The 19,531-nt window shown below is 65.9% G+C and carries 17 protein-coding genes; 2 read left to right on the top strand and 15 right to left on the bottom strand.

The window, feature by feature from the left end:
- Positions 1–2: 2 nt before the first annotated feature.
- Positions 3–230 carry a hypothetical protein gene (locus ACZ9AQ_RS04915; protein WP_429202343.1) on the bottom strand — a complete coding sequence of 76 codons (228 nt, stop codon included), beginning with the start codon at positions 228–230 and terminating at the stop codon, positions 3–5.
- The gene (locus tag ACZ9AQ_RS04910; protein WP_429202345.1) at positions 227–1,411 is read right to left on the bottom strand and encodes a PepSY-associated TM helix domain-containing protein; all 1,185 of its coding nucleotides are present in this window, start codon (positions 1,409–1,411) and stop codon (positions 227–229) included. Before ACZ9AQ_RS04910 ends, ACZ9AQ_RS04915 begins: the two co-directional genes overlap by 4 nt.
- 121 nt (positions 1,412–1,532) lie before the next feature.
- Here ACZ9AQ_RS04910 and ACZ9AQ_RS04905 point away from each other — a divergent pair, with 121 nt between their 5' ends.
- A complete protein-coding gene (locus ACZ9AQ_RS04905) occupies positions 1,533–3,737 on the top strand; it encodes a TonB-dependent receptor (RefSeq protein ID WP_429202347.1) in 2,205 nt (734 codons plus the stop codon).
- 67 nt (positions 3,738–3,804) lie between these two features.
- On the opposite strand, the gene ACZ9AQ_RS04900 is transcribed toward ACZ9AQ_RS04905, so the two are convergent.
- From ACZ9AQ_RS04900 to ppsA, 4 genes are all read right to left on the bottom strand, one after another.
- Complete coding sequence (locus ACZ9AQ_RS04900; protein WP_429202349.1) at positions 3,805–4,614, bottom strand: SDR family oxidoreductase; 810 nt, start codon at positions 4,612–4,614, stop codon at positions 3,805–3,807.
- The gene (locus tag ACZ9AQ_RS04895; protein ID WP_429202351.1) at positions 4,611–5,531 is read right to left on the bottom strand and encodes an SPFH domain-containing protein; all 921 of its coding nucleotides are present in this window, start codon (positions 5,529–5,531) and stop codon (positions 4,611–4,613) included. Before ACZ9AQ_RS04895 ends, ACZ9AQ_RS04900 begins: the two co-directional genes overlap by 4 nt.
- Before the next feature lie 38 nt (positions 5,532–5,569).
- The gene (locus ACZ9AQ_RS04890) at positions 5,570–5,992 is read right to left on the bottom strand and encodes an NfeD family protein (protein WP_429202352.1); all 423 of its coding nucleotides are present in this window, start codon (positions 5,990–5,992) and stop codon (positions 5,570–5,572) included.
- 168 nt (positions 5,993–6,160) lie between these two features.
- A complete protein-coding gene (ppsA, locus tag ACZ9AQ_RS04885) occupies positions 6,161–8,608 on the bottom strand; it encodes a phosphoenolpyruvate synthase (protein WP_429202354.1) in 2,448 nt (815 codons plus the stop codon).
- 202 nt (positions 8,609–8,810) lie between these two features.
- On the opposite strand from ppsA, the gene ppsR reads away from it, so the two are divergent.
- On the top strand, positions 8,811–9,659 hold the full coding sequence (ppsR, locus tag ACZ9AQ_RS04880; RefSeq protein WP_429202356.1) for a posphoenolpyruvate synthetase regulatory kinase/phosphorylase PpsR: 849 nt from the start codon (positions 8,811–8,813) through the stop codon (positions 9,657–9,659).
- A gap of 437 nt (positions 9,660–10,096) precedes the next feature.
- On the opposite strand, the gene ACZ9AQ_RS04875 is transcribed toward ppsR, so the two are convergent.
- The 9 genes from ACZ9AQ_RS04875 to bamA form a co-directional block, all read right to left on the bottom strand.
- Positions 10,097–11,293, bottom strand: coding sequence for an EAL domain-containing response regulator (locus ACZ9AQ_RS04875; RefSeq protein ID WP_429202358.1), 1,197 nt, complete (start codon positions 11,291–11,293; stop codon positions 10,097–10,099).
- Between the two features lie 210 nt (positions 11,294–11,503).
- The gene (locus ACZ9AQ_RS04870) at positions 11,504–12,322 is read right to left on the bottom strand and encodes a TrmH family RNA methyltransferase (protein ID WP_429202359.1); all 819 of its coding nucleotides are present in this window, start codon (positions 12,320–12,322) and stop codon (positions 11,504–11,506) included.
- A complete protein-coding gene (gene rnhB, locus ACZ9AQ_RS04865; RefSeq protein WP_429202361.1) occupies positions 12,319–12,996 on the bottom strand; it encodes a ribonuclease HII in 678 nt (225 codons plus the stop codon). The genes ACZ9AQ_RS04870 and rnhB overlap by 4 nt, the downstream gene beginning before the upstream one ends.
- Positions 12,997–13,002: 6 nt before the next feature.
- The gene (lpxB, locus tag ACZ9AQ_RS04860; protein WP_429202363.1) at positions 13,003–14,166 is read right to left on the bottom strand and encodes a lipid-A-disaccharide synthase; all 1,164 of its coding nucleotides are present in this window, start codon (positions 14,164–14,166) and stop codon (positions 13,003–13,005) included.
- Positions 14,167–14,170: 4 nt separating this feature from the next.
- Positions 14,171–14,959 carry an acyl-ACP--UDP-N-acetylglucosamine O-acyltransferase gene (lpxA, locus tag ACZ9AQ_RS04855; RefSeq protein ID WP_429202365.1) on the bottom strand — a complete coding sequence of 263 codons (789 nt, stop codon included), beginning with the start codon at positions 14,957–14,959 and terminating at the stop codon, positions 14,171–14,173.
- 11 nt (positions 14,960–14,970) lie between these two features.
- Positions 14,971–15,468 carry a 3-hydroxyacyl-ACP dehydratase FabZ gene (gene fabZ / locus ACZ9AQ_RS04850; RefSeq protein ID WP_429202366.1) on the bottom strand — a complete coding sequence of 166 codons (498 nt, stop codon included), beginning with the start codon at positions 15,466–15,468 and terminating at the stop codon, positions 14,971–14,973.
- Positions 15,465–16,514, bottom strand: coding sequence for a UDP-3-O-(3-hydroxymyristoyl)glucosamine N-acyltransferase (gene lpxD / locus ACZ9AQ_RS04845; RefSeq protein WP_429202368.1), 1,050 nt, complete (start codon positions 16,512–16,514; stop codon positions 15,465–15,467). Before lpxD ends, fabZ begins: the two co-directional genes overlap by 4 nt.
- 37 nt (positions 16,515–16,551) lie before the next feature.
- Positions 16,552–17,112, bottom strand: coding sequence for an OmpH/Skp family outer membrane protein (locus tag ACZ9AQ_RS04840; protein WP_429202369.1), 561 nt, complete (start codon positions 17,110–17,112; stop codon positions 16,552–16,554).
- Positions 17,113–17,151: 39 nt separating this feature from the next.
- On the bottom strand, positions 17,152–19,488 hold the full coding sequence (bamA, locus tag ACZ9AQ_RS04835; protein ID WP_429202371.1) for an outer membrane protein assembly factor BamA: 2,337 nt from the start codon (positions 19,486–19,488) through the stop codon (positions 17,152–17,154).
- Positions 19,489–19,531: the final 43 nt, after the last annotated feature.

Raw genomic sequence — 19,531 nt, 5'->3', positions numbered from 1 at the left:
GTTCAGCGGCGCTGGCGGGCGCTCGGCGTGCGGCGCAGGCAGGACCAGGCGCCGACCAGGCAGGGAATGCCAAGCGTGACGGCGGACAGGGCGTCCCAGATGCCGTCACCCAGCAGGGCCGAGATGAGGCCGATGGTGGTCAGGATGGCGAGCACGATCGGCGCGCCCCAGATCTGCATCGGGCTTCGGCCAGCGGCGCGGCTCATGGTGCGGCTCATGGTGCGGCTCACGACCCGCCCCCCTCGCGCGCCAGCGCCGGCGCCCCGTGGCCACATGCCGGCGCGTGCTTGTCCAGGGCCGCGGCCTTGGCCGTCGCGTTGGCGGTCTTGCCGCGCTTGACCCACAGGTACAGGCCCGTCACCAGGATCCCGATGGTCGCCAGGTCGAGCACCGCCCACAGGAATTTCATCCACTGGCCGCCGTAGTCGCCGAAGTGCAGCGGTTGCGACACCAGCAGCGCTTTCAGGTACCACGGCAGTTCGGGCGCGTCGGTCAGTTCGCCGGTGTGGGCGTCGACCAGCACCGGCCGGTGCATGCGCGAGCTGAACGGTTCGTCGCCGTTCATGTAGATGCCGTAGTGGTGGGCGCTGGTGAAGTCCGTTCCCGGGAAGGCCACGAAGGCGACCCGCATGCCCGGCAGCCGCTCCCTGGCCTTTTCGATCGCGTCGTGCACCGAGGCGGTATGCGGCTGCGGCGCCTTGTCCTTGTACTGGGCCAGGATCTCGCTGAGCTCGTTTTGCTGGTAATACTTGAGCATCAGGTCGGCCCAGGTATTGATCATGCCGGTGCCGCCGACCACGAACAGCCAGGTGAGCGTGACGATGCCCAGCAGGTTGTGCATGTCGAGCCATTTGAGGCGGCTGCTCTTTTCCTTGCGCACGGTGCCGAAATCGAGCTTGCGCATGAAGGGCGAGTACAGGACCGCGCCGCTGACGATCGCCACCAACAGCAACAGGGCCATCAACCCCAGGAACAGTTGGCCGGCCAGGCCCATGAACAGGTCGACGTGCAGCGCCAGCATGGTCGACATGAATGCGCCGCCCTCGAAGGCCGGCTCGGTGATCACCTGCGTGGTGCGCGCATCGACCGCGATCGGCTTGTAGTCGTGGTCGTGCATGTGGTCGGCCAGGGTCACGTTCCAGATCTCGGGCACGTCCGCTTCCTGGGAGATGAACATCGGCTTCTTGGACGGGTACAGCTCCTGGGCCGAGGCGATCACGGCGTCGACGTTGCCCATTGGCATCGGTTGCGACAGGGCCGGCGGCTCGACCTCGTTGCCCAGCAGGTGGCCGATCTCGTGGTAATAGATGAGCGGCAGGCCGGTCAGGCACAGCAGCAGCATGAAGGTGGTGCAGACCAGGCTGGACCACTTGTGAATCCAGCCCCAGCGGCGCAGGGAAACAGGTGACATGTTATTGGGTAAGCATAATAGCTAGCGACACAGACCACGAATAATAATCGTTCTCATTTACAGACGCAAGCTTCAGGCATAGAATGCGCGTCATCTCCATTGCATAAGAAGAGCAAGACACATGAATTCCCTGCGCCCGACCCTGAAGCCAACCCCCACCCCGGCCGCGCTGGCCGCCGCCCTCCTCGTCGCCATGACGGCGTCCGGCGCCGTATCGGCCCAGCAGAACGCGCCGGACACCGGCGAGAGCATCTCGACCGTCGTCGTGACCGCGTCGGCCGACGCTTCGGCCCAGGGCCTGCCCGCGGCCTATGCCGGCGGCCAGGTGGCGCGCGGCGGTCGCCTGGGCCTCTTGGGCAACGTCGACATCATGGACACCCCGTTCAACAGCACCAACTACACCCATGCGCTGATCCAGGACCAGCAGGCGCGCAGCGTGGCCGACGTGGTGCAGAACGACCCGTCGGTGCGGGTGGCGCGCGGCTTCGGCAATTACCAGGAGCTGTACATGATCCGCGGCTTCGCGGTCGGTTCGGACGACACCGCCTACAACGGCCTGTACGGCCTGCTGCCGCGCCAGTTCGTGGCCACCGAGCTGATGGAACGGGTGGAGGTGCTGCGCGGTGCGCACAGCTTCATCAACGGCGCGGCGCCGGCCGGCGGCAGCATCGGCGGCTCGATCAACATCCTGCCCAAGCGCGCCCCGAACCAGGAACTGAGCGAAGTCACCGTGGGTGTCGAAACCGGCGGCCAGGGCTACGGCGCCATCGACCTGGGCCGCCGCTTCGGCGAGGAAGGCCGCGCCGGCGTGCGCGTCAATGTGGCGCACCGCAACGGCGACACGGCGGTCGACCGCGAAGAGCGCGAGCTGTCCGTGTATTCGATCGGCGTCGACTACCGCGGCCGCGGCTACCGCCTGTCGGCCGACGTCGGCGCGCAGGACCACCAGCTGACCAATGCCCGTCCGAGCGTGGACCTGGCGCCCGGCCTGCCAATGATCGCGGCGCCGGATGCGAGCCACAACTTCGCCCAGCCCTGGACCGTCTCCAACGAGCGCCATACCTTCGGCACCGTGCGCGCCGAGGTCGACCTGGGCACCGACGCGGTGGCCTGGGCGGCCGCGGGCCTGCGCAACGGCCAGGAGTTCAACATCCTGGCCGGCATCGACGTCAACGCCGTCAATGGCGACGCCACCATGAGCCGCTTCGACAATATCCGCAAGGACCAGGTGCGCACCGGCGAAGTGGGCGTGCGCGGTTCGCTGCGCACGGGCGCCGTCAAGCATGTGCTGAGCGCGTCAGCGTCCGGTTTTCATTCCAAGTCGCGCAACGCCTACGGCATGAGCGACTTCGCCGGCTTCGGGTCCAACCTGTACGCGCCGCGCGACGTCGCGGCGCCGTCGCCGACCTTCTTCACCGGCGGCGACATGAGCGATCCGCTGGTGACCTCGAAGACCATCCTGTCGGGCCTGGCGGTCGCCGACACCATGTCGTTCATGGAGGACAAGGTGCTGGTCAACGTCGGCGTGCGCCACCAGCGCATCAAGGACTTCGGCTACGACTACAATACCGGGCTGGAGAATTCGGGCTACGAATCGAGCGAGAACACGCCATTCGCGGCCATCGTCTACAAGCCACGCAAGGACGTGTCGGTATATGCCAACTACAGCGAAGGCCTGCAGCGCGGCGCGGTCGCCTCGGGCGTCGACATAATCAACCAGGGCGAGGTCTTCGCACCCTACGTCGCGCGCCAGCGTGAAGCGGGCGTCAAGTACGACAGCGGCCGCTACGGCGTGACGGCCGCCGTGTTCTCGACCAGCCAGCCGAGCGCCTATGTCGAGAACCGCGTGTTCGGCGTGTTCGGCGAGCAGCGCAACCGCGGCCTCGAGCTGTCGGTGTTCGGCACCCCGATGCGCGGCCTGAAGCTGCTGGGGGGCCTGACCCTGATCGACGCCGAGCAGCGCGTGACGGCCGGCGGCGTGAACCAGGGCAAGGACGCGATCGGCGTGCCGGAAACGCAGCTGAACATCGGCGCCGACTGGGACGTGCCGGGCGTGGCCGGCCTGTCGCTGAACGCGCGCACCGTGTACACGTCGAAACAGTACGCCGACGGCGCCAACCTGCAAAAGCTGCCGTCGTGGACCCGCGTGGACCTGGGCGCCACCTACAGCACCCGCTTCATGGCCCGCGACCTGACCCTGCGCGCGCGCGTGGACAACGTCACGGACAAGAATTACTGGGCCTCGGCCGGCGGCTATCCGGGCGCGGGCTACCTGGTGCTGGCAGCGCCGCGCAGCGTGGTGGTGTCGGCGACCATGGGGTTCTGATGGCGATGTAACGCGTTGGCGGCTGCGCCGCCGACGCGCTCAACCGGCTCTCGGTGACCACCACGATTCATTGCGGCCGCAGGTCGTCCTTCACGGCGGCCAGCGCCATCCGGTCGACCAGGCCGGGCGCGATCAGCTTGAGCCAGCGCCCGATCCTGCCCTGGGCCGTCATCACGACTTCGCGCCGGCGCGCCTCCATCGCCTTGACGATCAGGCGCGCGCATTCCCCGACCGGCATCGCCTTCTCTTCCTTGAGCGCGCTGGCGCCCGCTTCCTCTCCCCTGGCGTTGAAGCCTCGGCAGCGGATGCGCGTGGCCACCACGCCCGGATAGGCCGTCGTCACGCTGACGCCCTCCTCCTTCAATTCGACCCGCAGCGCCTCGAAGAAGCCGCTCATGGCGAACTTGGTGGCGCAATACGCGGTGCGTCCCGGCACCCCGACCAGGCCAGCCAGCGACGACACCGCCACGATGGCGCCGCGGCTCGCCTTCAGGTGCGGCAGCGCGGCCTGGGTGCACCACACGCTGCCCCACAGGTTCACGCGCATCAGCTCCTCGTACCAGGCCAGGTTCTCGACCTCGTCGAACAGGGCGTGCGCCGAACGGCCGGCATTGTTGACCAGGACGTCGATGCGGCCGAAGTGGTCGACCGCCCGCGCGACCAGGCGCTGGCAATCGTCCTGGCGGCCGGCGTCGAAGGCCACCGTGAGCGTGTCGGCGCCGAGCGAGCGGCACTGGCCGGCGACCAGGTCGAGCGGCCCCTGGTTGCGCGCGGCCAGCACCAGCGCGACCCCGGCGCCGTGCCGGGCCGCGAGCTGGCGTGCGATCTCGGCGCCGATGCCATTGGACCCGCCGGTGACGATAAAGACGCGCTTCACTTGTGCACCTTCACGATCTGCAGCGCGCTGGCGATCATGGTGCTCATGTCGCCCAGGTTGGCCGGCACGATCAGGGTGTTGTTGGTCCCGGCCAGGTTCGCGAACGCGTCCACGTAGTGCTCGGCCACGCGCAGGCTGACCGCGTCCATGCCGCCCTTCGAGGCGATCGCCTCGCCCACCTGGCGCAGCGCCGATGCGCTGGCCTCGACCAGCGCCACGATGGCGGCCGCCTCGCCCATGGCGCGGTTGATCTCGGCCTGCTTCTCGCCTTCGGAGCGCGCGATGGCCGCCTCGCGCTCGCCGCTGGCGATGTTGATCTGCTCCTGGCGCCGGCCTTCCGAGGCCGCGATCAGCGCGCGCTTTTCGCGCTCGGCCGTGATCTGGGCCTGCATCGCCAGCAGGATCTCGGCCGGCGGCGTCAGGTCCTTGATCTCGTAGCGCAGCACCTTGACGCCCCAGTTGGCGGCCGACTCGTCGATGGCGTTGACGATGTGGGTGTTGATCAGGTCGCGTTCTTCGAAGGTCTTGTCCAGCTCCATGCGGCCGATCACCGAGCGCAACGTGGTCTGGGCCAGCTGCGTGATGGCCTGGATGTAGTTCGACGAACCGTAGGAGGCGCGCATGGCGTCGGTCACCTGGAAGTACAGGATGCCGTCCACGTGCAGTTGGGTGTTGTCGCGCGTGATGCAGACCTGGGGCGGTACGTCGAGCGGAATCTCCTTCAGGCTGTGCTTGTAGGCGACGCGGTCGACGAACGGCACCACGATGTTCAGGCCGGGGGCCAGGGTGGCGTGGTACTTGCCGAGGCGCTCGACCACCCAGGCGTTCTGCTGCGGCACCACGTTGATGGTCTTGAACACGAAGACCAGGGCAATGGCGAAGATCACGATCGCGACCACGCTGAAAGACGGTTCCATGTGCATCCTTTCTCGTTACGGGTTGTTCTTCCGTGCCGCTAGCGGCGGGCGACGATCAGGCGGTTGCCCCGGACCTCGACGATCTCGAAGTCGCCCGGCTCCGGCTCCAGCCCGGCGCGCAGCTCGACGTCCCACAGCGCGCCGCGGTACATCACGCGCGCGCGCCGCTCCTGCCACTGCGGCACGGTGACGCGCTGGCCGATGTCGAGGTTGATGCTGGGGTCGTTCGCGGCCTGGCCGCGTCCGTGCCGGGCATAGCGGGTACGGCGCAGGATCATGGTGGCGACGATGCCGACGATCGCCGCCGCCAGGGTCTGCAGCGGACCGCTGGCGCCCAGCCAGGCCGCGGCGGCGCCGGACAAGAGTCCGATCGCGATCATCAGCAGGTAGAAGGTGCCGATGAACAGCTCGGCGACGACCAGGATGCCGGCGCCGATCAGCCAGTACGTCCAGTCGGACATGTCAGGGTCTCCTCTCGTTAGACGAAATAAAAAACCCTCGCTACCCGGGATGGGTAACGAGGGTTCTGTACCGCCGCGCGACAAGCGCGGCGGTCATTCTCGAGGGCTTGGAAAGCGATCATTCCTGCCAGTGTAGCACCGGCGGCCCGCGATGGAACATGCCTGCAATCAGGCCTTGGCCAGTTTCTGCCAGGTCTCGATCACCGAGTCCGGGTTGAGCGACATCGACTCGATGCCTTCGTCCACCAGCCACTGGGCGAAGTCCGGATGGTCCGACGGACCCTGGCCGCAGATGCCGACGTACTTGCCCTGCGCCAGGCAGGCCTTGATCGCCAGCGACAGCATCGCCTTGACGGCCGGGTCGCGCTCGTCGAAGTCCTTGGCCAGGAGTTCCATGCCGGAGTCGCGGTCCAGGCCCAGGGTGAGCTGGGTCAGGTCGTTGGAGCCGATCGAGAAGCCGTCGAAGTACTGCAGGAACTGCTCGGCCAGGATGGCGTTGGACGGCACCTCGCACATCATGATCAGGCGCAGGCCGTTCTCGCCGCGGGTCAAGCCATTCTTGGCCAGCAGGTCCACGACCTTCTCGGCCTGGCCCAGGGTACGCACGAACGGCACCATCAGCTCGACGTTGGTCAGGCCCATGTCGTTGCGCACGCGCTTCATGGCCGCGCATTCCATCGCGAACGATTCGGCGAAGTCCTCGGCCAGGTAGCGCGCGGCGCCGCGGAAGCCCAGCATCGGGTTCTCTTCGTCCGGTTCGTAGCGCGAACCGCCGATCAGCTTCTTGTACTCGTTCGACTTGAAGTCGGACAGGCGCACGATCACCGGCTTCGGCCAGAAGGCGGCGGCGATGGTGGCCACGCCTTCGACCAGCTTGTCGACGTAGAAGGCGCGCGGCGAGGCGTGGCCGCGGGCCACCGACTCCACCGCCTTTTTCAGGTCGGCATCGATGTTCGGGTACTCGAGGATGGCCTTCGGGTGCACGCCGATATTGTTGTTGATGATGAACTCGAGGCGGGCCAGGCCAACGCCGTTGTTGGGCACCGACTGGAAGTCGAATGCCAGTTGCGGGTTGCCGACGTTGAGCATCAGCTTGGTCTTGATCGGCGGCAGTTCGCCACGCGAGACTTCGGTGACCTCGGTTTCCAGCAGGCCGTCGTAGATCATGCCTTCGTCGCCTTCGGCGCAGGACACGGTGACCAGGGTGCCGTCCTTGAGCACGTCGGTTGCGTCGCCGCAACCAACCACCGCCGGCACGCCCAGCTCACGCGCGATGATCGCCGCGTGGCAGGTGCGGCCGCCGCGGTTGGTGACGATCGCCGAAGCGCGCTTCATGACCGGTTCCCAGTTCGGGTCGGTCATGTCGGCCACCAGCACGTCGCCCGGCTGCACGCGTTCCATCTCGGACGGGTCGGTGATGACGCGCACCGGGCCGGCGCCGATCTTCTGGCCGATCGCGCGGCCGTGGGTCAGCACGGTGCCGGTGCCCTTGAGCTTGAAGCGCTGCTGGGCGTCGGTGGACTTCTGCTGCGACTTCACGGTCTCGGGACGCGCCTGCAGGATGTACAGCTTGCCGTCGCGGCCATCCTTGCCCCACTCGATGTCCATCGGACGGCCGTAGTGGTTCTCGATGATCATCGCGTACTTGGCCAGCTCGATGACCTCTTCCTCGACCAGCGAATAGCGGTTGCGCAGCTCGATCGGCACGTCGACGGTCTTGACCGAGCGGCCGGCCTTGGCCTCGCTGGTGAACTCCATCTTGATCAGCTTGGAGCCGATATTGCGGCGGATGACGGCCGACTTGCCCTGGGCCAGCATCGGCTTGTGGACGTAGAACTCGTCCGGATTCACCGCGCCCTGCACCACGGTCTCGCCCAGGCCATAGCTCGAGGTGATGAACACCACGTCCTTGAAGCCCGATTCGGTGTCGATGGTGAACATCACGCCCGCGGCGCCGGTGTCGGAACGCACCATGCGCTGCACGCCGGCCGACAGCGCGACCTCGGCGTGGGTGAAGCCCTTGTGCACGCGGTACGAGATCGCGCGGTCGTTGTAGAGCGAGGCGAAGACGTGCTTCATCGCTTCGAGCACGTTGTCGATGCCGACCACGTTCAGGAACGATTCCTGCTGGCCGGCGAACGAAGCGTCCGGCAAATCCTCGGCGGTGGCCGAGGAGCGCACGGCGAACGAGACTTCGGTGTCCGAACCGGCGAACAGGCGCTCGTAGAACGCGCGGATGTCCTGCTCCAGGCGGGGCTGGAACGGGGTCTCGACGATCCAGCCGCGGATCTCGGCGCCGGCGGCCGCCAGCGAGCGCACGTCGTCGACGTCCAGGCCCTCGAGGCGGGTCGCGATGCGCTGGCCCAGCGATGGGCCGCCGTCGGCGCTGTGGTCAAGGAAGTCGCGGAAGGCGTCGGCCGTGGTGGCGAAACCGGTCGGCACGCGCACGCCGGCGCCGGCCAGCTGGCTGATCATCTCGCCGAGCGAGGCGTTCTTGCCGCCGACCGACTCGACGTCGGTCATGCGCAGGTCCTCGAACGAGGCCACGTAGACGCGATTGGCGCCGTCGGCCTGCAGTGCGTCTGGCGACAATGCTGGAGTAGCTAGGTTAGTCATGATAAAAACACCCTTACTTGATGATGGAAAGCTGTTGGTGCATCGGCGCCGGCAAGCGGGGGCGTCTTGACGTGTTCTTGTTATTCTGGCCCGCGTGCAGCACAATGCAAAACCCGTTACCGAGCATTTTACCCCGCGGCGGGGTGAAGTGCAGCGCACATTTAATGCCACTTTGTCAGCAAAGCATACCGACCCAGCCACCATGACCGACGATTCCCTGCCTCTCCCAGTCGCCGCATCGCGCACCGTGTTCTTCGTTTCCGACGGCACAGGCATCACGGCGGAGACCTTCGGTCACGCCGTGCTGAGCCAGTTCGACCTGCGTTTCCGCCAGATTCGCCTGCCGTTCGTGGATTCGATCGAGAAGGCGTACGACGCCGCGCGCCGCATCAACGAAAGCTTTGCGCTGCACGGCCAGCGGCCGATCGTGTTCTCGACGCTGGTGAAGAACGACCTGTCGGCCGTGATCCGCTCGGCGAACGGCATGCACATGGACCTGTTCCAGACCTTCGTCGCGCCGCTCGAGCAGGAACTGGACGTGAAATCGACGCACACGATCGGGCGCATCCACAATGCGGTGGATACCGAGGAATACAAGAACCGCATCGAGGCGATCAACTTCTCGCTGGCGCATGACGACGGTCAATCGCACAAGAACCTGGCCGAGGCCGACGTGATCCTGGTCGGCGTCTCGCGCTCCGGCAAGACGCCGACGAGCCTGTACCTGGCGATGCAATACGGCCTGAAAGCAGCGAATTACCCGTTGATCCCGGACGACTTCGAACGCGGCAGGCTGCCGACTTCGCTGCCGCCGTTCAAGGCCAAGCTGTTCGGCCTGACGATCACGCCCGAACGCCTCTCGCAAATCCGCAACGAGCGCCGCGCCGGCAGCAAGTACGCCTCGCTGGAAAACTGCCGCTACGAAGTCAACGAGGCCGAGCACCTGATGCGCCGCGAAGGCATCCGCTGGCTCTCGTCGACCACGAAATCCATCGAAGAAATCGCCACCACCATCCTCCAGGAAATCAAACCCGACCGCCGCGAATACTGACCACACGAGGGTCAGTGTCGAATTATCGGGAAAGTTTTTGGCGGGGCAATTAATCTCACACAAGCTAGCCGCAGCTTGCCTAAAAGCTCGTGCACATTAATTAGGGTCAGAGTCGAATTGTTTGACAACTTCAAGGAATTGCTCGGCAATTCCACTCTGACCCTCAATATTTTTTACTATCTGATCGACCCTGGTCGAGTACTCGGGAAATAAAATGCCGTGGAGGACGACTTCCTCCGTGTGTTAGCGCTATACCTCGCACAAACTAATTAGGGTCAGAGTCGAATTGTTTGACAACATTCACGGCTGAGCCGTTAATTTGACTCCGACCCTAATTATCCGCTGAGTAATTGGCCAATAATTCTACTCTGACCCTATTTATTTACGGGCCGAATTTGGGAAATTGCACAACAATTCTACTCTGACCCTATTTGGGGTTAGAAGAATTGGCGCCAGTCGGCGAGCCAGGAGGGGAAGTTGGTCGCTTCCATGGGGTTGGCGATGTGGTAGCCCTGGGCGTAGGTGCAGCCGAGGCTTTGGAGGAAGTCCCAGTCTTGCCGGGTTTCGACGCCCACCGCGACCGACATGCGATCCAGACTGTGGGCCAGGTTCAGGCAACTGCGCAGCACCGTGCCCAGCGGCCGGCGCTTGGAGGCGCCGTCGACGAAGCTGCGGTCGATTTTCAGTTCCGTGAACGGGACGCGGGCCAGCAGTTGCAGGTTCGAGCGGCCGGTGCCGTAGTCGTCGATCGCCAGGCCGAAGCCCATCATGCGCAGCCGCACCAGGCGCTCGATGAAATCGGGATTGGTGTTCAGCACCGACGATTCGGGCAGCTCGAAGGTGATGGAGTCGGGCCGGACCTGGTGGCGCTCGAGCGAGGCGACGATCTGGCGCGCGAACGCCGGATGGGCCAGCGTTTCGGGGGCGATGTTCAGCGAGATCGGGACCGGGATGCCCTGGTCCTGGAACCAGCGGCAGCGCTCCACCGACAGCTCGATCATGCTCCAGTCCAGGAAGTCGATGCGGCCGCTCTCTTCCAGCGCTGCCATGAACGATGCCGGCCCCAGCACGCCGTGCTCGGGATGGCGCCAGCGGGCGAAGGCTTCCAGGCCCTTTACCTGGCCGGTCGCGAGCTCGATCTTGGGCTGGAAGAACGGCTCGAACTGGCGCTTCTGCAAGCCGATGCCGATCTGCTGGAACGTGAAGCGCGGGTCGCCAGGCTTTTCGGGCGGTCGCGCCATTGGGGTGTAGTTGTCGAGCAGCGGCTTCAGACTGGCGGCGGTGACCGGCGTGGCGACCACGCCCAGCAGCTCGACGCCGAAGGCCTGGGCCAGGGTCTCGACCGAAAACAGCAGGTCGGCGGGCTGTGCGCCCGTCACCACCACGCGCGCGGGCGCCTGAATCTGGCCCAGCTTGCGGATCAGCTCCAGCCCATCCATGCCCGCCAGCGCGAGATCGACGATGGCGACGTTCACCGCCGGGGCCATGCCGGCCTCCAGGGCCTGCAACGCGAGATGCCCGTCCGGCACGTCGGTGACGCGGCTGGCGCCGAGCTGGCGCAACAAATCCACCAGCGCCCTGCGCTGGGCCATGTCGGCTTGTGCTACCAGAAAATGCAAATGCGCGATGTCCATCGTTACTCCAGTTTCCCAGCCGCAAGACTACGCGATGCGGAGGAAGCCGTCTATAGCCTGGAGCCTATTCCGGTAGGTGGGGGGAAGCTCATGACGACATGCGCGTCCGCGATGCGTGGCTGGCGTGGGCAAGGCGCGAGCAGGCCGCATGGCGAGCCCACGGGTTTGCCACTGCGCGACGAGCAACGCAGCACACGCCTGCCAGGCGCGTCAGGAGCGACTCCCCCCTACCGGCATAGGCTCCCACATCTGCTGCTGGCGCAGCCCCTCGAAGAAGCACACGGCTGCGCAGGCGGCGACGTTGAGCGACTCGACCCGGCCCGCATGCGGCACGGCGACCCGGTGCGTGGCCAGCTTCAAGAGTTCTTCCGACACGCCCTGCCCTTCGTGCCCCAGCACCCAGGCCACCGGCTGGCGCAGGTCCATCGCATACAGCCGCTCGGCCGCATAGCCGCTGGTCGCCAGCACCGGCACCGCAGCGCCTTGCACCAGCGGCGCCAGTTCCACCTGCTCGAAGATGTCGAGCACGAAGTGCGCGCCCATCGCCGCGCGCAGCACCTTCGGCGACCAGCAGAAAGCGGTGCCGGGACTGCAGTAGACCTGCTTGATGCCGGCCGCCGCCGCGCTGCGCAGGATCGAGCCGACGTTGCCCGGATCCTGCACGCCGTCCAGCAGCACGCTCGGCCCCACCAGGGCCGGCGCCGCGCAAGGCTGCGGCGAATCGATCACGAACAGCAGGTGCACGCCGTGCTCGACCTGGCTGACGGCATTGAACAGCGCGTCGGGCAGCGCCGTCAGCGGCGCATGCAGCGCCGCGCAGCGCGCGACGATGGCCTGCACTTCGCGGTTGCCGAGCGCGCCTTCCGCCACCACGCAGTGGCGCGGCGCGCCGCGCAGCTCGAGCCAGCTCTGGCACAGGTGCACGCCGTCGAGCAGGCTTTGCCCGGCCTTGCGCCGCGCCTGCGAGCTGGTGGCCAGGCTTTTCAGATCTTTATAGAACGCGTTGTCGCGCGAGCTGATGGTTTTCATACTGTTTCTGCTTCAGTCATCTGGCCACCAACTTCAGCAAACAGGTCGACCTGCAGCAGGTTGCGCACCGGCGCGAACGATCGGCGGTGCGCCGGCGACGGGCCATGCAGGCGCAGACGCTCCAGGTGCAGCGGCGTGCCGTACCCCTTGTGCTGGTCGAAGCCGTATTGCGGGTAAAGCCCGTGCAGGCGCACCAGCGCGGCGTCGCGCGCCGTCTTGGCCAGGATCGAGGCGGCCGAGATGGCGTTGACCTTGTCGTCGCCCTCCACGATCGCATGCGCGCGCACGTTCATCTGCGGGCAGCGGTTGCCGTCGATCAGGGCCAGCGTCGGCAGCGTCTGCAGCGCCTCCACCGCGCGCCGCATCGCCAGCATGGTCGCCTGCAGGATGTTGATGCTGTCGATCTCTTCGCACGAGCATTCGGCGATGGCCCAGGCCAGCGCATGCTCGCGGATCAGCGGCGCGAGTTCGTCGCGGCGCGCCTCGGAGAGCTTCTTGGAGTCGCGCAGGCCCTCGATCGGCCGCAGCGGATCGAGGATGACGGCGGCGGCGAACACGGGTCCTGCCAGCGGACCGCGCCCGGCCTCGTCGACGCCGCACACGACATCGAGCTCGGTGAACGGCCGGTTCCTGGCCGGCAGTCCGGGATACAAATTGACTTTCTTCTTTCTCATGTCTATTCACGCGGCCCTGGGGCCGCGTCCAATGACGCCGAGCACCGCTTGCGCGCTGACGCGCGCGCTGTCGCGCAGCAGGCTGTGGTGCATTTCCAGGAAGCGGCCGGCCAGCCGTTCGCGCCCGGCCGCATCCTGCAGTTGGGTCCAGACGGCGTCGGCCAGCGCCTCGGGCGTGGCCGCGTGCTGGATCAGTTCCGGCACCAGGAACTCGCGCGCCAGGATGTTCGGCAGGCCGATCCAGGGCTGGTAGCCCATATGGCGCATGATCGCATAGGACGCCGCCATCACTTTATACGCGATCACCATCGGCTTCTTGAACAGCGCCACTTCGAGGGTCGCGGTACCGGAAGCGACCAGCACCGCATCGGCGGCGGCGATCGCCGTGTGCGAGCCGGCGGCGCTCACCTGCAGCTCGACGTCCTGCAAGCCCGCCTTGACCACGATCTCGTCGAAGTAGGCGCGCTGGCGTTCGCCGACCATCGGCACCACGAAGCGCAAGCCAGGATCGCGCGCGGCCAGCAGCTTGACGGCGCGCACGAACGGCTCGGCCAGGTATTTCAGCTCGCCCATGCGGCTGCCCGGCATCACCGTCACCACGCGCGCATCCGCATGCAAGCCGAGCGCGCGGCGCGCCGCGGCGACGTCCGGCGCCAGCGGGATGGTCTCGGCCAGCGGATGCCCGATATACGTCACCGGCACGCCGGCCTCGCGATAGATCGCTTCCTCGAACGGGAAGATCACCAGCATGTGCGAGACCGCGCGCTGGATCTTCTTGATGCGCCCACCGCGCCAGGCCCAGATCTGCGGCCCGATGAAGTGCACGGTCGGAATGCCGACGCCGCGCAGCTGCTCTTCCAGGCCGAGATTAAAGCCCGGATAGTCGGCGCCGATGAAGGCGGCCGGCCGCTCGACGGTCAGGCGGTCGCGCAGCCGGCTCTGGATGCGTTTCAGTTCAGGGTAGCGCGGAATGACTTCGAACAGGCCGCGCACCGTGAGCGTGTCCATCGGCACGTCGCTCACCATGCCCTGCTCGATCATGCGCGGCCCGCCGATGCCGTGGAAACGCGCGTCGGGCAGCATCGGCCGCAGCCCGGCCAGCAGGCGCGCGGCGAGCATGTCGCCGGACGCCTCGCCGGCCACCAACGCCAGCGAAACGTCGTTTCTCATATCGCTAGCGGACGATGCCACGGGTGGCGGCGCCGAGGAACTCGCGCAGCAGGCGAATATCGCCGCTGGCCGCCGGCAGGCGCTCTTCTTCGGCCTGGAGGGCCGCCTTGGCCTCTTCCAGGGTCAGGTTCGAGCGGTACAGCAGTTTATAGGCGCTGCGGATGCCGTCGAGCTGCTCGCGCGTAAAGCCGCGGCGCTTGAGTCCTTCGAGGTTCACGCCACGCGCGCCGGCCGGATTGCCCGAGACGAGCACGTAGGGCGGCACGTCCTGGGTGAGGCTCGTGTACATGCCGATGAAGGCGTGCGCCCCGATCTTGCAGAACTGGTGCACGCCGGCGTAGCCCGACAGGATGGCCCAGTCGCCCACCTGCACGTGGCCCGCGAGCTGGGCATTGTTCGAGAAGATCGTATTGCTGCCCACCTGGCAGTCGTGGGCCACATGGACGTAGGCCGAGATCCAGTTGTCGCTGCCGACGCGGGTCACGCCTTCGTCCTGGACCGTGCCCAGGTTGAAGGTGACGAATTCGCGCACCGTGTTGCGGTCGCCCACTTCGAGGCGGGTCGGTTCGCCGTTCCACTTCTTGTCCTGCGGCGCGCCGCCGATCGAGCAGAACTGGAAGAACTTGTTGTCCTTGCCGATCGTGGTGTGGCCCTCGACGACCACGTGCGGGCCGACCACGGTGCCGGCATCGATGCGCACATTCGGCCCGATGATCGAATACGGGCCTACCTCGACCGAGCTGTCCAGCTCCGCCTTCGGATCGACGATCGCGGTCGAATGGATTTTGCTCATCTGGCTCTCCTTTACTGCGCCGCGGCTTCGGGGCCTTTCATCGTGGCCTCGGCGGCGCCGCGGATGGTGCACATCAGCTCACCCTCGACCGCCACCTTGCCGTCGACGGTCGCCACCGCCTTGTACTTCCAGATGCCGCGCGCGACGCGCAGGATCTCGATTTCCATGCGCAGCTGGTCGCCCGGCTCGACCGGACGCTTGAAGCGGGCGTTGTCGATGCCGACGAAATACACCACCGAATTCTCGTCCGGCTTGACGTTCATCGTCATGAACGACAGGATGGCCGCGGTCTGCGCCATCGCTTCGATCATCAGGACGCCCGGCATCACCGGCTTGTGCGGGAAGTGACCGTTGAAGAACTCTTCGTTGACGGTGACGTTCTTGATCGCGACGATGCGCTTGCCCAGCTCGACGTCCAGCACGCGGTCGACCAGCAGCAGCGGATAGCGGTGCGGCAGGTATTCCTTGATCTGGGTGATGTCGAGGGTCTTGAGTTCTGGAGAGGTCATTTTTGTTCTGTCAGGTTTCTGATGGTTTTCTCGAGGTTCCGGATCTTGGCGCGCATCGAATCGAGGTTGCGCACGATCGCCGCGCTGCGTTCCCATTCGGCGTTCTTGGCCAGCGGGTAGAAGCCCGTGTACTGGCCCGGCTCGAGGACCGAGCGCGACACCATGCTGCCCGAGGAAATATGGACGTTGTCGGCGATTTCCAGGTGGCCCAGCACCATGGCGGCGCCGCCGAAGGTGCAGTGGCTGCCGATCCTGGCGCTGCCGGCCACGCCGACGCAGCCGGCCATCGCGGTGTGCGCGCCGATGCGGCAGTTGTGCCCGATCTGGATCTGGTTGTCGAGCTTGACGCCGTCTTCGATCACGGTGTCGTCCAGCGCGCCGCGGTCGATCGTGGTGTTGGCGCCGATGTCGACGTCGTCGCCGATCAGCACGCGGCCGGTCTGCGGGATCTTGATATAGGCGCCGGCTTCGACGGCAAAGCCGAAGCCGTCGGTGCCGATCACCGCGCCCGAATGCAGGATGCCGCGCTGGCCGATGCGGCAGCGCGCATGGAACGTCACGTTCGCGAACAGGTGCGTGTGCTCGCCGATTTCCGCCTCGCGCCCGATGAAGCAGCCTGAATCGATCACGGCGTGGGCCTTGACAACGGCTCCCGCCTCGATCGTCACGTGCGGCCCGACGTGGGCGGTCGGATCGACCGTGGCGCCGGGGTCGACCACGGCGCTCGGATGGATGCCGGGCGCCGGCGCCTGCTCGGTGAGCGATGCGAAATACTGCGCCACGCGGGCGAAGTAGGCGTAAGGGTTGGTGATGACGATGCGCGCGCCTGCATAGGTCGCGGCCACCGTCGGATCGTCCAGCGGCGACAGGATCAGTGCCGCCGCCTGGCTTTGCGCGGCCAGTGCGCGCAGCTTGCTGTTGCTGAGGAAGCTGATGTGCGAAGCGCCGGCGCTGTCCAGGGGGGCGATCGCCTGGACCTCGAGGTCCGCGTCGCCCACCAGTTGTCCGCCGAAGCGCTCGACCAAATCGCCCAGTCGAATGCCCATCTCGGTCTTTCCAGTGTAAGTCAAAATCGGTACCGCTTTACTTGTCGAGCAGCTTCAGGATCTTGTCGGTGATGTCCACGCGCGGGCTCACCCACGCCGCCTCGACCAGCACGGCGTCGAGCTTTTCCTGTTCCGCGACCTGCTCGACCAGCTTATAGGCCTTTTGCGCGATCGCGGCGCGCTCTTCGTTCTTGCGCTGCTGCAGGTCTTCCTGGAACTCGCGCTGCATGCGCTCGACGTCCTTCTGCATGTTGTACAGCTCGCGCGCGCGGCGCGTGCGGTCCAGCTCATTCAGGCCGGCCGCCTCGGCGTCGAACTTCTCGGACGTCTGCTTGTACTTGCCGACCATCTCCTCGACCGCCTTCTGGCGCTTCGAGAACTCGGCGGTCAGTTTGGCGTCGGCCGCCTTGGCCATCTTGGAATCGGTCATCAGGCGCTCGGTGTAGACAAAGCCGATGCGGCTGTTGGTCGCCTGCGCCTGGGCCAGCGGGGCAATGGACACGCCGAAGACGGCGGCCAGCAGCAGCGAGGCCCCAAGCGCGGGTCGAACCGTGGACTTGCGTCCACCAGGCGGCGAGTCAATCAGATTTTTCAACATAAGTCTCTCGCAATCGTTCTTCAGGTCGCCGTCGTCCGCTTAGAAGCCGGTGCCCATCTGGAACTGGAAGCGTTCCAGGCGGTCGCCCGGCAGCGAATTGAGCGGCTTAGCATAACTCAACTTGAGCGGACCGACCGGGGAAATCCAGGACAGGCCGATACCGGCCGAGTAGCGGAATTCGTCGAAACGGATCTTCGCGTCTTCCTGGAATACCTGGCCGCCGTCGACGAAGGTGAACCAGCGCAGGCTGCGGTCGGTGCCGCTGCCCGGGAACGGGAACTGCAGCTCGGCGTTGGCGATGATGCGCTTGGAGCCGCCGATCGCGTCGTAGTAGCGCGGATCGACCACGCCCAGCGACGAGCTCTCGTAGCCGCGCACCGAACCGATGCCGCCCGCGTAGAAGTTCTTGAACACCGGGTAGGCGCTGCCGCCGATGCCCTTGCCGTAATCGAGTTCGCCGCGCAGGGCGAGCGTCATCCACCGCGTGACCGGCTTCCACCACTGGTGCTCGTACACCATCCGGTAGTACTTGGCGTCGCCGATGGCGTCGATCTCGAAGTTGGCGCGCTGGAAGCGGCCGCGGGTCGGGGTCACCGCGCTGTCGCGGGTGTCGCGCCCCCAGGCCGCGGTCAGCGGGATCGCATTCGTGGTGGCCTTGCCGATGCCGCTCTCCGGGCCGCCGTTCTGGCGCACGAAGGTCTGGTAGATCGTCGGCGAGGTCTGGTCGGTTTCCAGTTCGGTGCGTTCCAGGCCGGCGCCGAAGTAGACGGTGTCGGATTCGGAGAACGGCACGCCGAAGGTCAGGTTGCCGCCCATCTGGCGCACGGTATACGAACCGATGTTCAGCGCCGGCGGGCGCGAGGTGCGCAGGTACAGCGAGAACGCGCGCGAAATGCCGTCGTCCGTGAAGTACGGATTGGTCTGCGAGAACGCGATCGTGCGGTTGTACTTGCTGGTGTTCAGTTCGATGCCGACCGTGTTGCCGCTGCCGGCGAAGTTGGCCTGCGAGATCGACGCGGTGAAGGTGAACTTCTCGGACTGCGAGAAGGCGCCGCCGATCATGAAGTTGCCGGTCGGTTTTTCTTCGACCGCGATGTTCACGTCCACCTGGTCCGAGGTGCCAGGCGACTCCGGCGTTTCGACCTTCACGTCCTTGAAGTAGCCGAGGCGGTCGACGCGGTCGCGCGACAGCTTGACGCGGTTGGCGTCGTACCACGAGCTTTCGAACTGGCGGAATTCGCGGCGGATCACTTCGTCGCGGGTGACCGTGTTGCCCGAGATGTTCATGTGGCGCACGTAGGCGCGCTTGCCCGGATCGACGAAGAAGGTGAACGCGACTTCGCGTTTCTCGCGATTCAGTTCCGGATTGGCCGTCACGTTGGCGAAGGCGTAGCCGAAGGTGCCCAGGCGGTCGGCGATCAGCTTGTTGGTCGCCTCCTGCAGGTCGCCGACATAGGTCTTGCCCGGCTGGAGCACGATCAGTTCCTTGAGCTCATCCTCGCGGCCGAACATCTCGCCCTCGAGCTTGACGCTCGAGACGGTGTACTGCTCGCCCTCGGTGATGTTGAGGGTCAGGTAGATGTCGCGCTTGTCCGGGGTGATCGAGACCTGGGTCGATTCGACGTTGGCTTCGAGGTAGCCGTGGTTCAGGTACCAGGACTTGATGGTCTCCAGGTCACCGGTCAGCTTCTGCTTCGAATACTGGTCGGCCTTCGAGTACCAGGTGAACCAGCCCGACGGGCGCAGTTCGAGCAACTGGCGCAGCTGCTTGTCGCTGAAGGCCTTGTTGCCGACGATGTTGATGCCCTTGATCTTGGCGACATCGCCCTCGTCGACGTTGAACATGATCGTCACGCGGTTGCGCTCGATCGGGGTCACGGTGGTAGTGATCTTCACGCCGTACAGGCCATGCGACAGGTACTGGCGCTTGAGCTCCTGCTCGGCGCGGTCGACGGAGGCCTTGTCGAAGATGCGGGTCTGGGCCACGCCGATCTCGGCCAGCGCCTTGACCAGCATGTCCTTTTCGAATTCCTTGGTCCCGGTGAAGTCGACCGACGAAATCGCCGGGCGTTCCTCGACCAGCACCACCAGCACGCCGTTTTCTTCCTCCAGGCGGATGTCCTTGAAGAAGCCGGTGGCGTACAGCGCCTTGATCGCACTCGACGCCTTGGCGTCGTCGAAGGTTTCGCCCACGCGCACCGGCAGATAGCTGAACACGGTGCCTGCTTCCGTTCGCTGGATGCCTTCGACCCGGATATCCTTGACGACGAACGGGTTGACGGCCAGCGCATGTCCGGCGCACATGGCCAGCACGGCCGCGCCGATCAAGCTGCGACGAATGAACGGCAGGGCAAAACGATCTGGTTGTGATTTCATTGGCTGGATCAAAGGGTCAGTCATTTGGACAACGATTGCATAT

Source organism: Massilia sp. UYP34, assembly GCF_056279385.1.
The sequence above is the reverse complement of the archived record's forward strand: the minus strand, read 5'-3'. Positions and strand labels throughout refer to the sequence as shown.

What these genes read in the sequence shown, in the direction of transcription:
- ACZ9AQ_RS04910 (WP_429202345.1), bottom strand. Translation starts at nt 1,411, where the DNA reads ATGTCACCTGTTTCCCTGCGCCGCTGGGGCTGGATTCACAAGTGGTCC.
- ACZ9AQ_RS04905 (WP_429202347.1), top strand. Translation starts at nt 1,533, where the DNA reads ATGAATTCCCTGCGCCCGACCCTGAAGCCAACCCCCACCCCGGCCGCG.
- ACZ9AQ_RS04895 (WP_429202351.1), bottom strand. Translation starts at nt 5,531, where the DNA reads ATGGAACCGTCTTTCAGCGTGGTCGCGATCGTGATCTTCGCCATTGCC.
- ACZ9AQ_RS04890 (WP_429202352.1), bottom strand. Translation starts at nt 5,992, where the DNA reads ATGTCCGACTGGACGTACTGGCTGATCGGCGCCGGCATCCTGGTCGTC.
- ppsA (WP_429202354.1), bottom strand. Translation starts at nt 8,608, where the DNA reads ATGACTAACCTAGCTACTCCAGCATTGTCGCCAGACGCACTGCAGGCC.
- ppsR (WP_429202356.1), top strand. Translation starts at nt 8,811, where the DNA reads ATGACCGACGATTCCCTGCCTCTCCCAGTCGCCGCATCGCGCACCGTG.
- ACZ9AQ_RS04875 (WP_429202358.1), bottom strand. Translation starts at nt 11,293, where the DNA reads ATGGACATCGCGCATTTGCATTTTCTGGTAGCACAAGCCGACATGGCC.
- ACZ9AQ_RS04870 (WP_429202359.1), bottom strand. Translation starts at nt 12,322, where the DNA reads ATGAAAACCATCAGCTCGCGCGACAACGCGTTCTATAAAGATCTGAAA.
- rnhB (WP_429202361.1), bottom strand. Translation starts at nt 12,996, where the DNA reads ATGAGAAAGAAGAAAGTCAATTTGTATCCCGGACTGCCGGCCAGGAAC.
- lpxB (WP_429202363.1), bottom strand. Translation starts at nt 14,166, where the DNA reads ATGAGAAACGACGTTTCGCTGGCGTTGGTGGCCGGCGAGGCGTCCGGC.
- lpxA (WP_429202365.1), bottom strand. Translation starts at nt 14,959, where the DNA reads ATGAGCAAAATCCATTCGACCGCGATCGTCGATCCGAAGGCGGAGCTG.
- fabZ (WP_429202366.1), bottom strand. Translation starts at nt 15,468, where the DNA reads ATGACCTCTCCAGAACTCAAGACCCTCGACATCACCCAGATCAAGGAA.
- lpxD (WP_429202368.1), bottom strand. Translation starts at nt 16,514, where the DNA reads ATGGGCATTCGACTGGGCGATTTGGTCGAGCGCTTCGGCGGACAACTG.
- ACZ9AQ_RS04840 (WP_429202369.1), bottom strand. Translation starts at nt 17,112, where the DNA reads ATGTTGAAAAATCTGATTGACTCGCCGCCTGGTGGACGCAAGTCCACG.
- bamA (WP_429202371.1), bottom strand. Translation starts at nt 19,488, where the DNA reads ATGAAATCACAACCAGATCGTTTTGCCCTGCCGTTCATTCGTCGCAGC.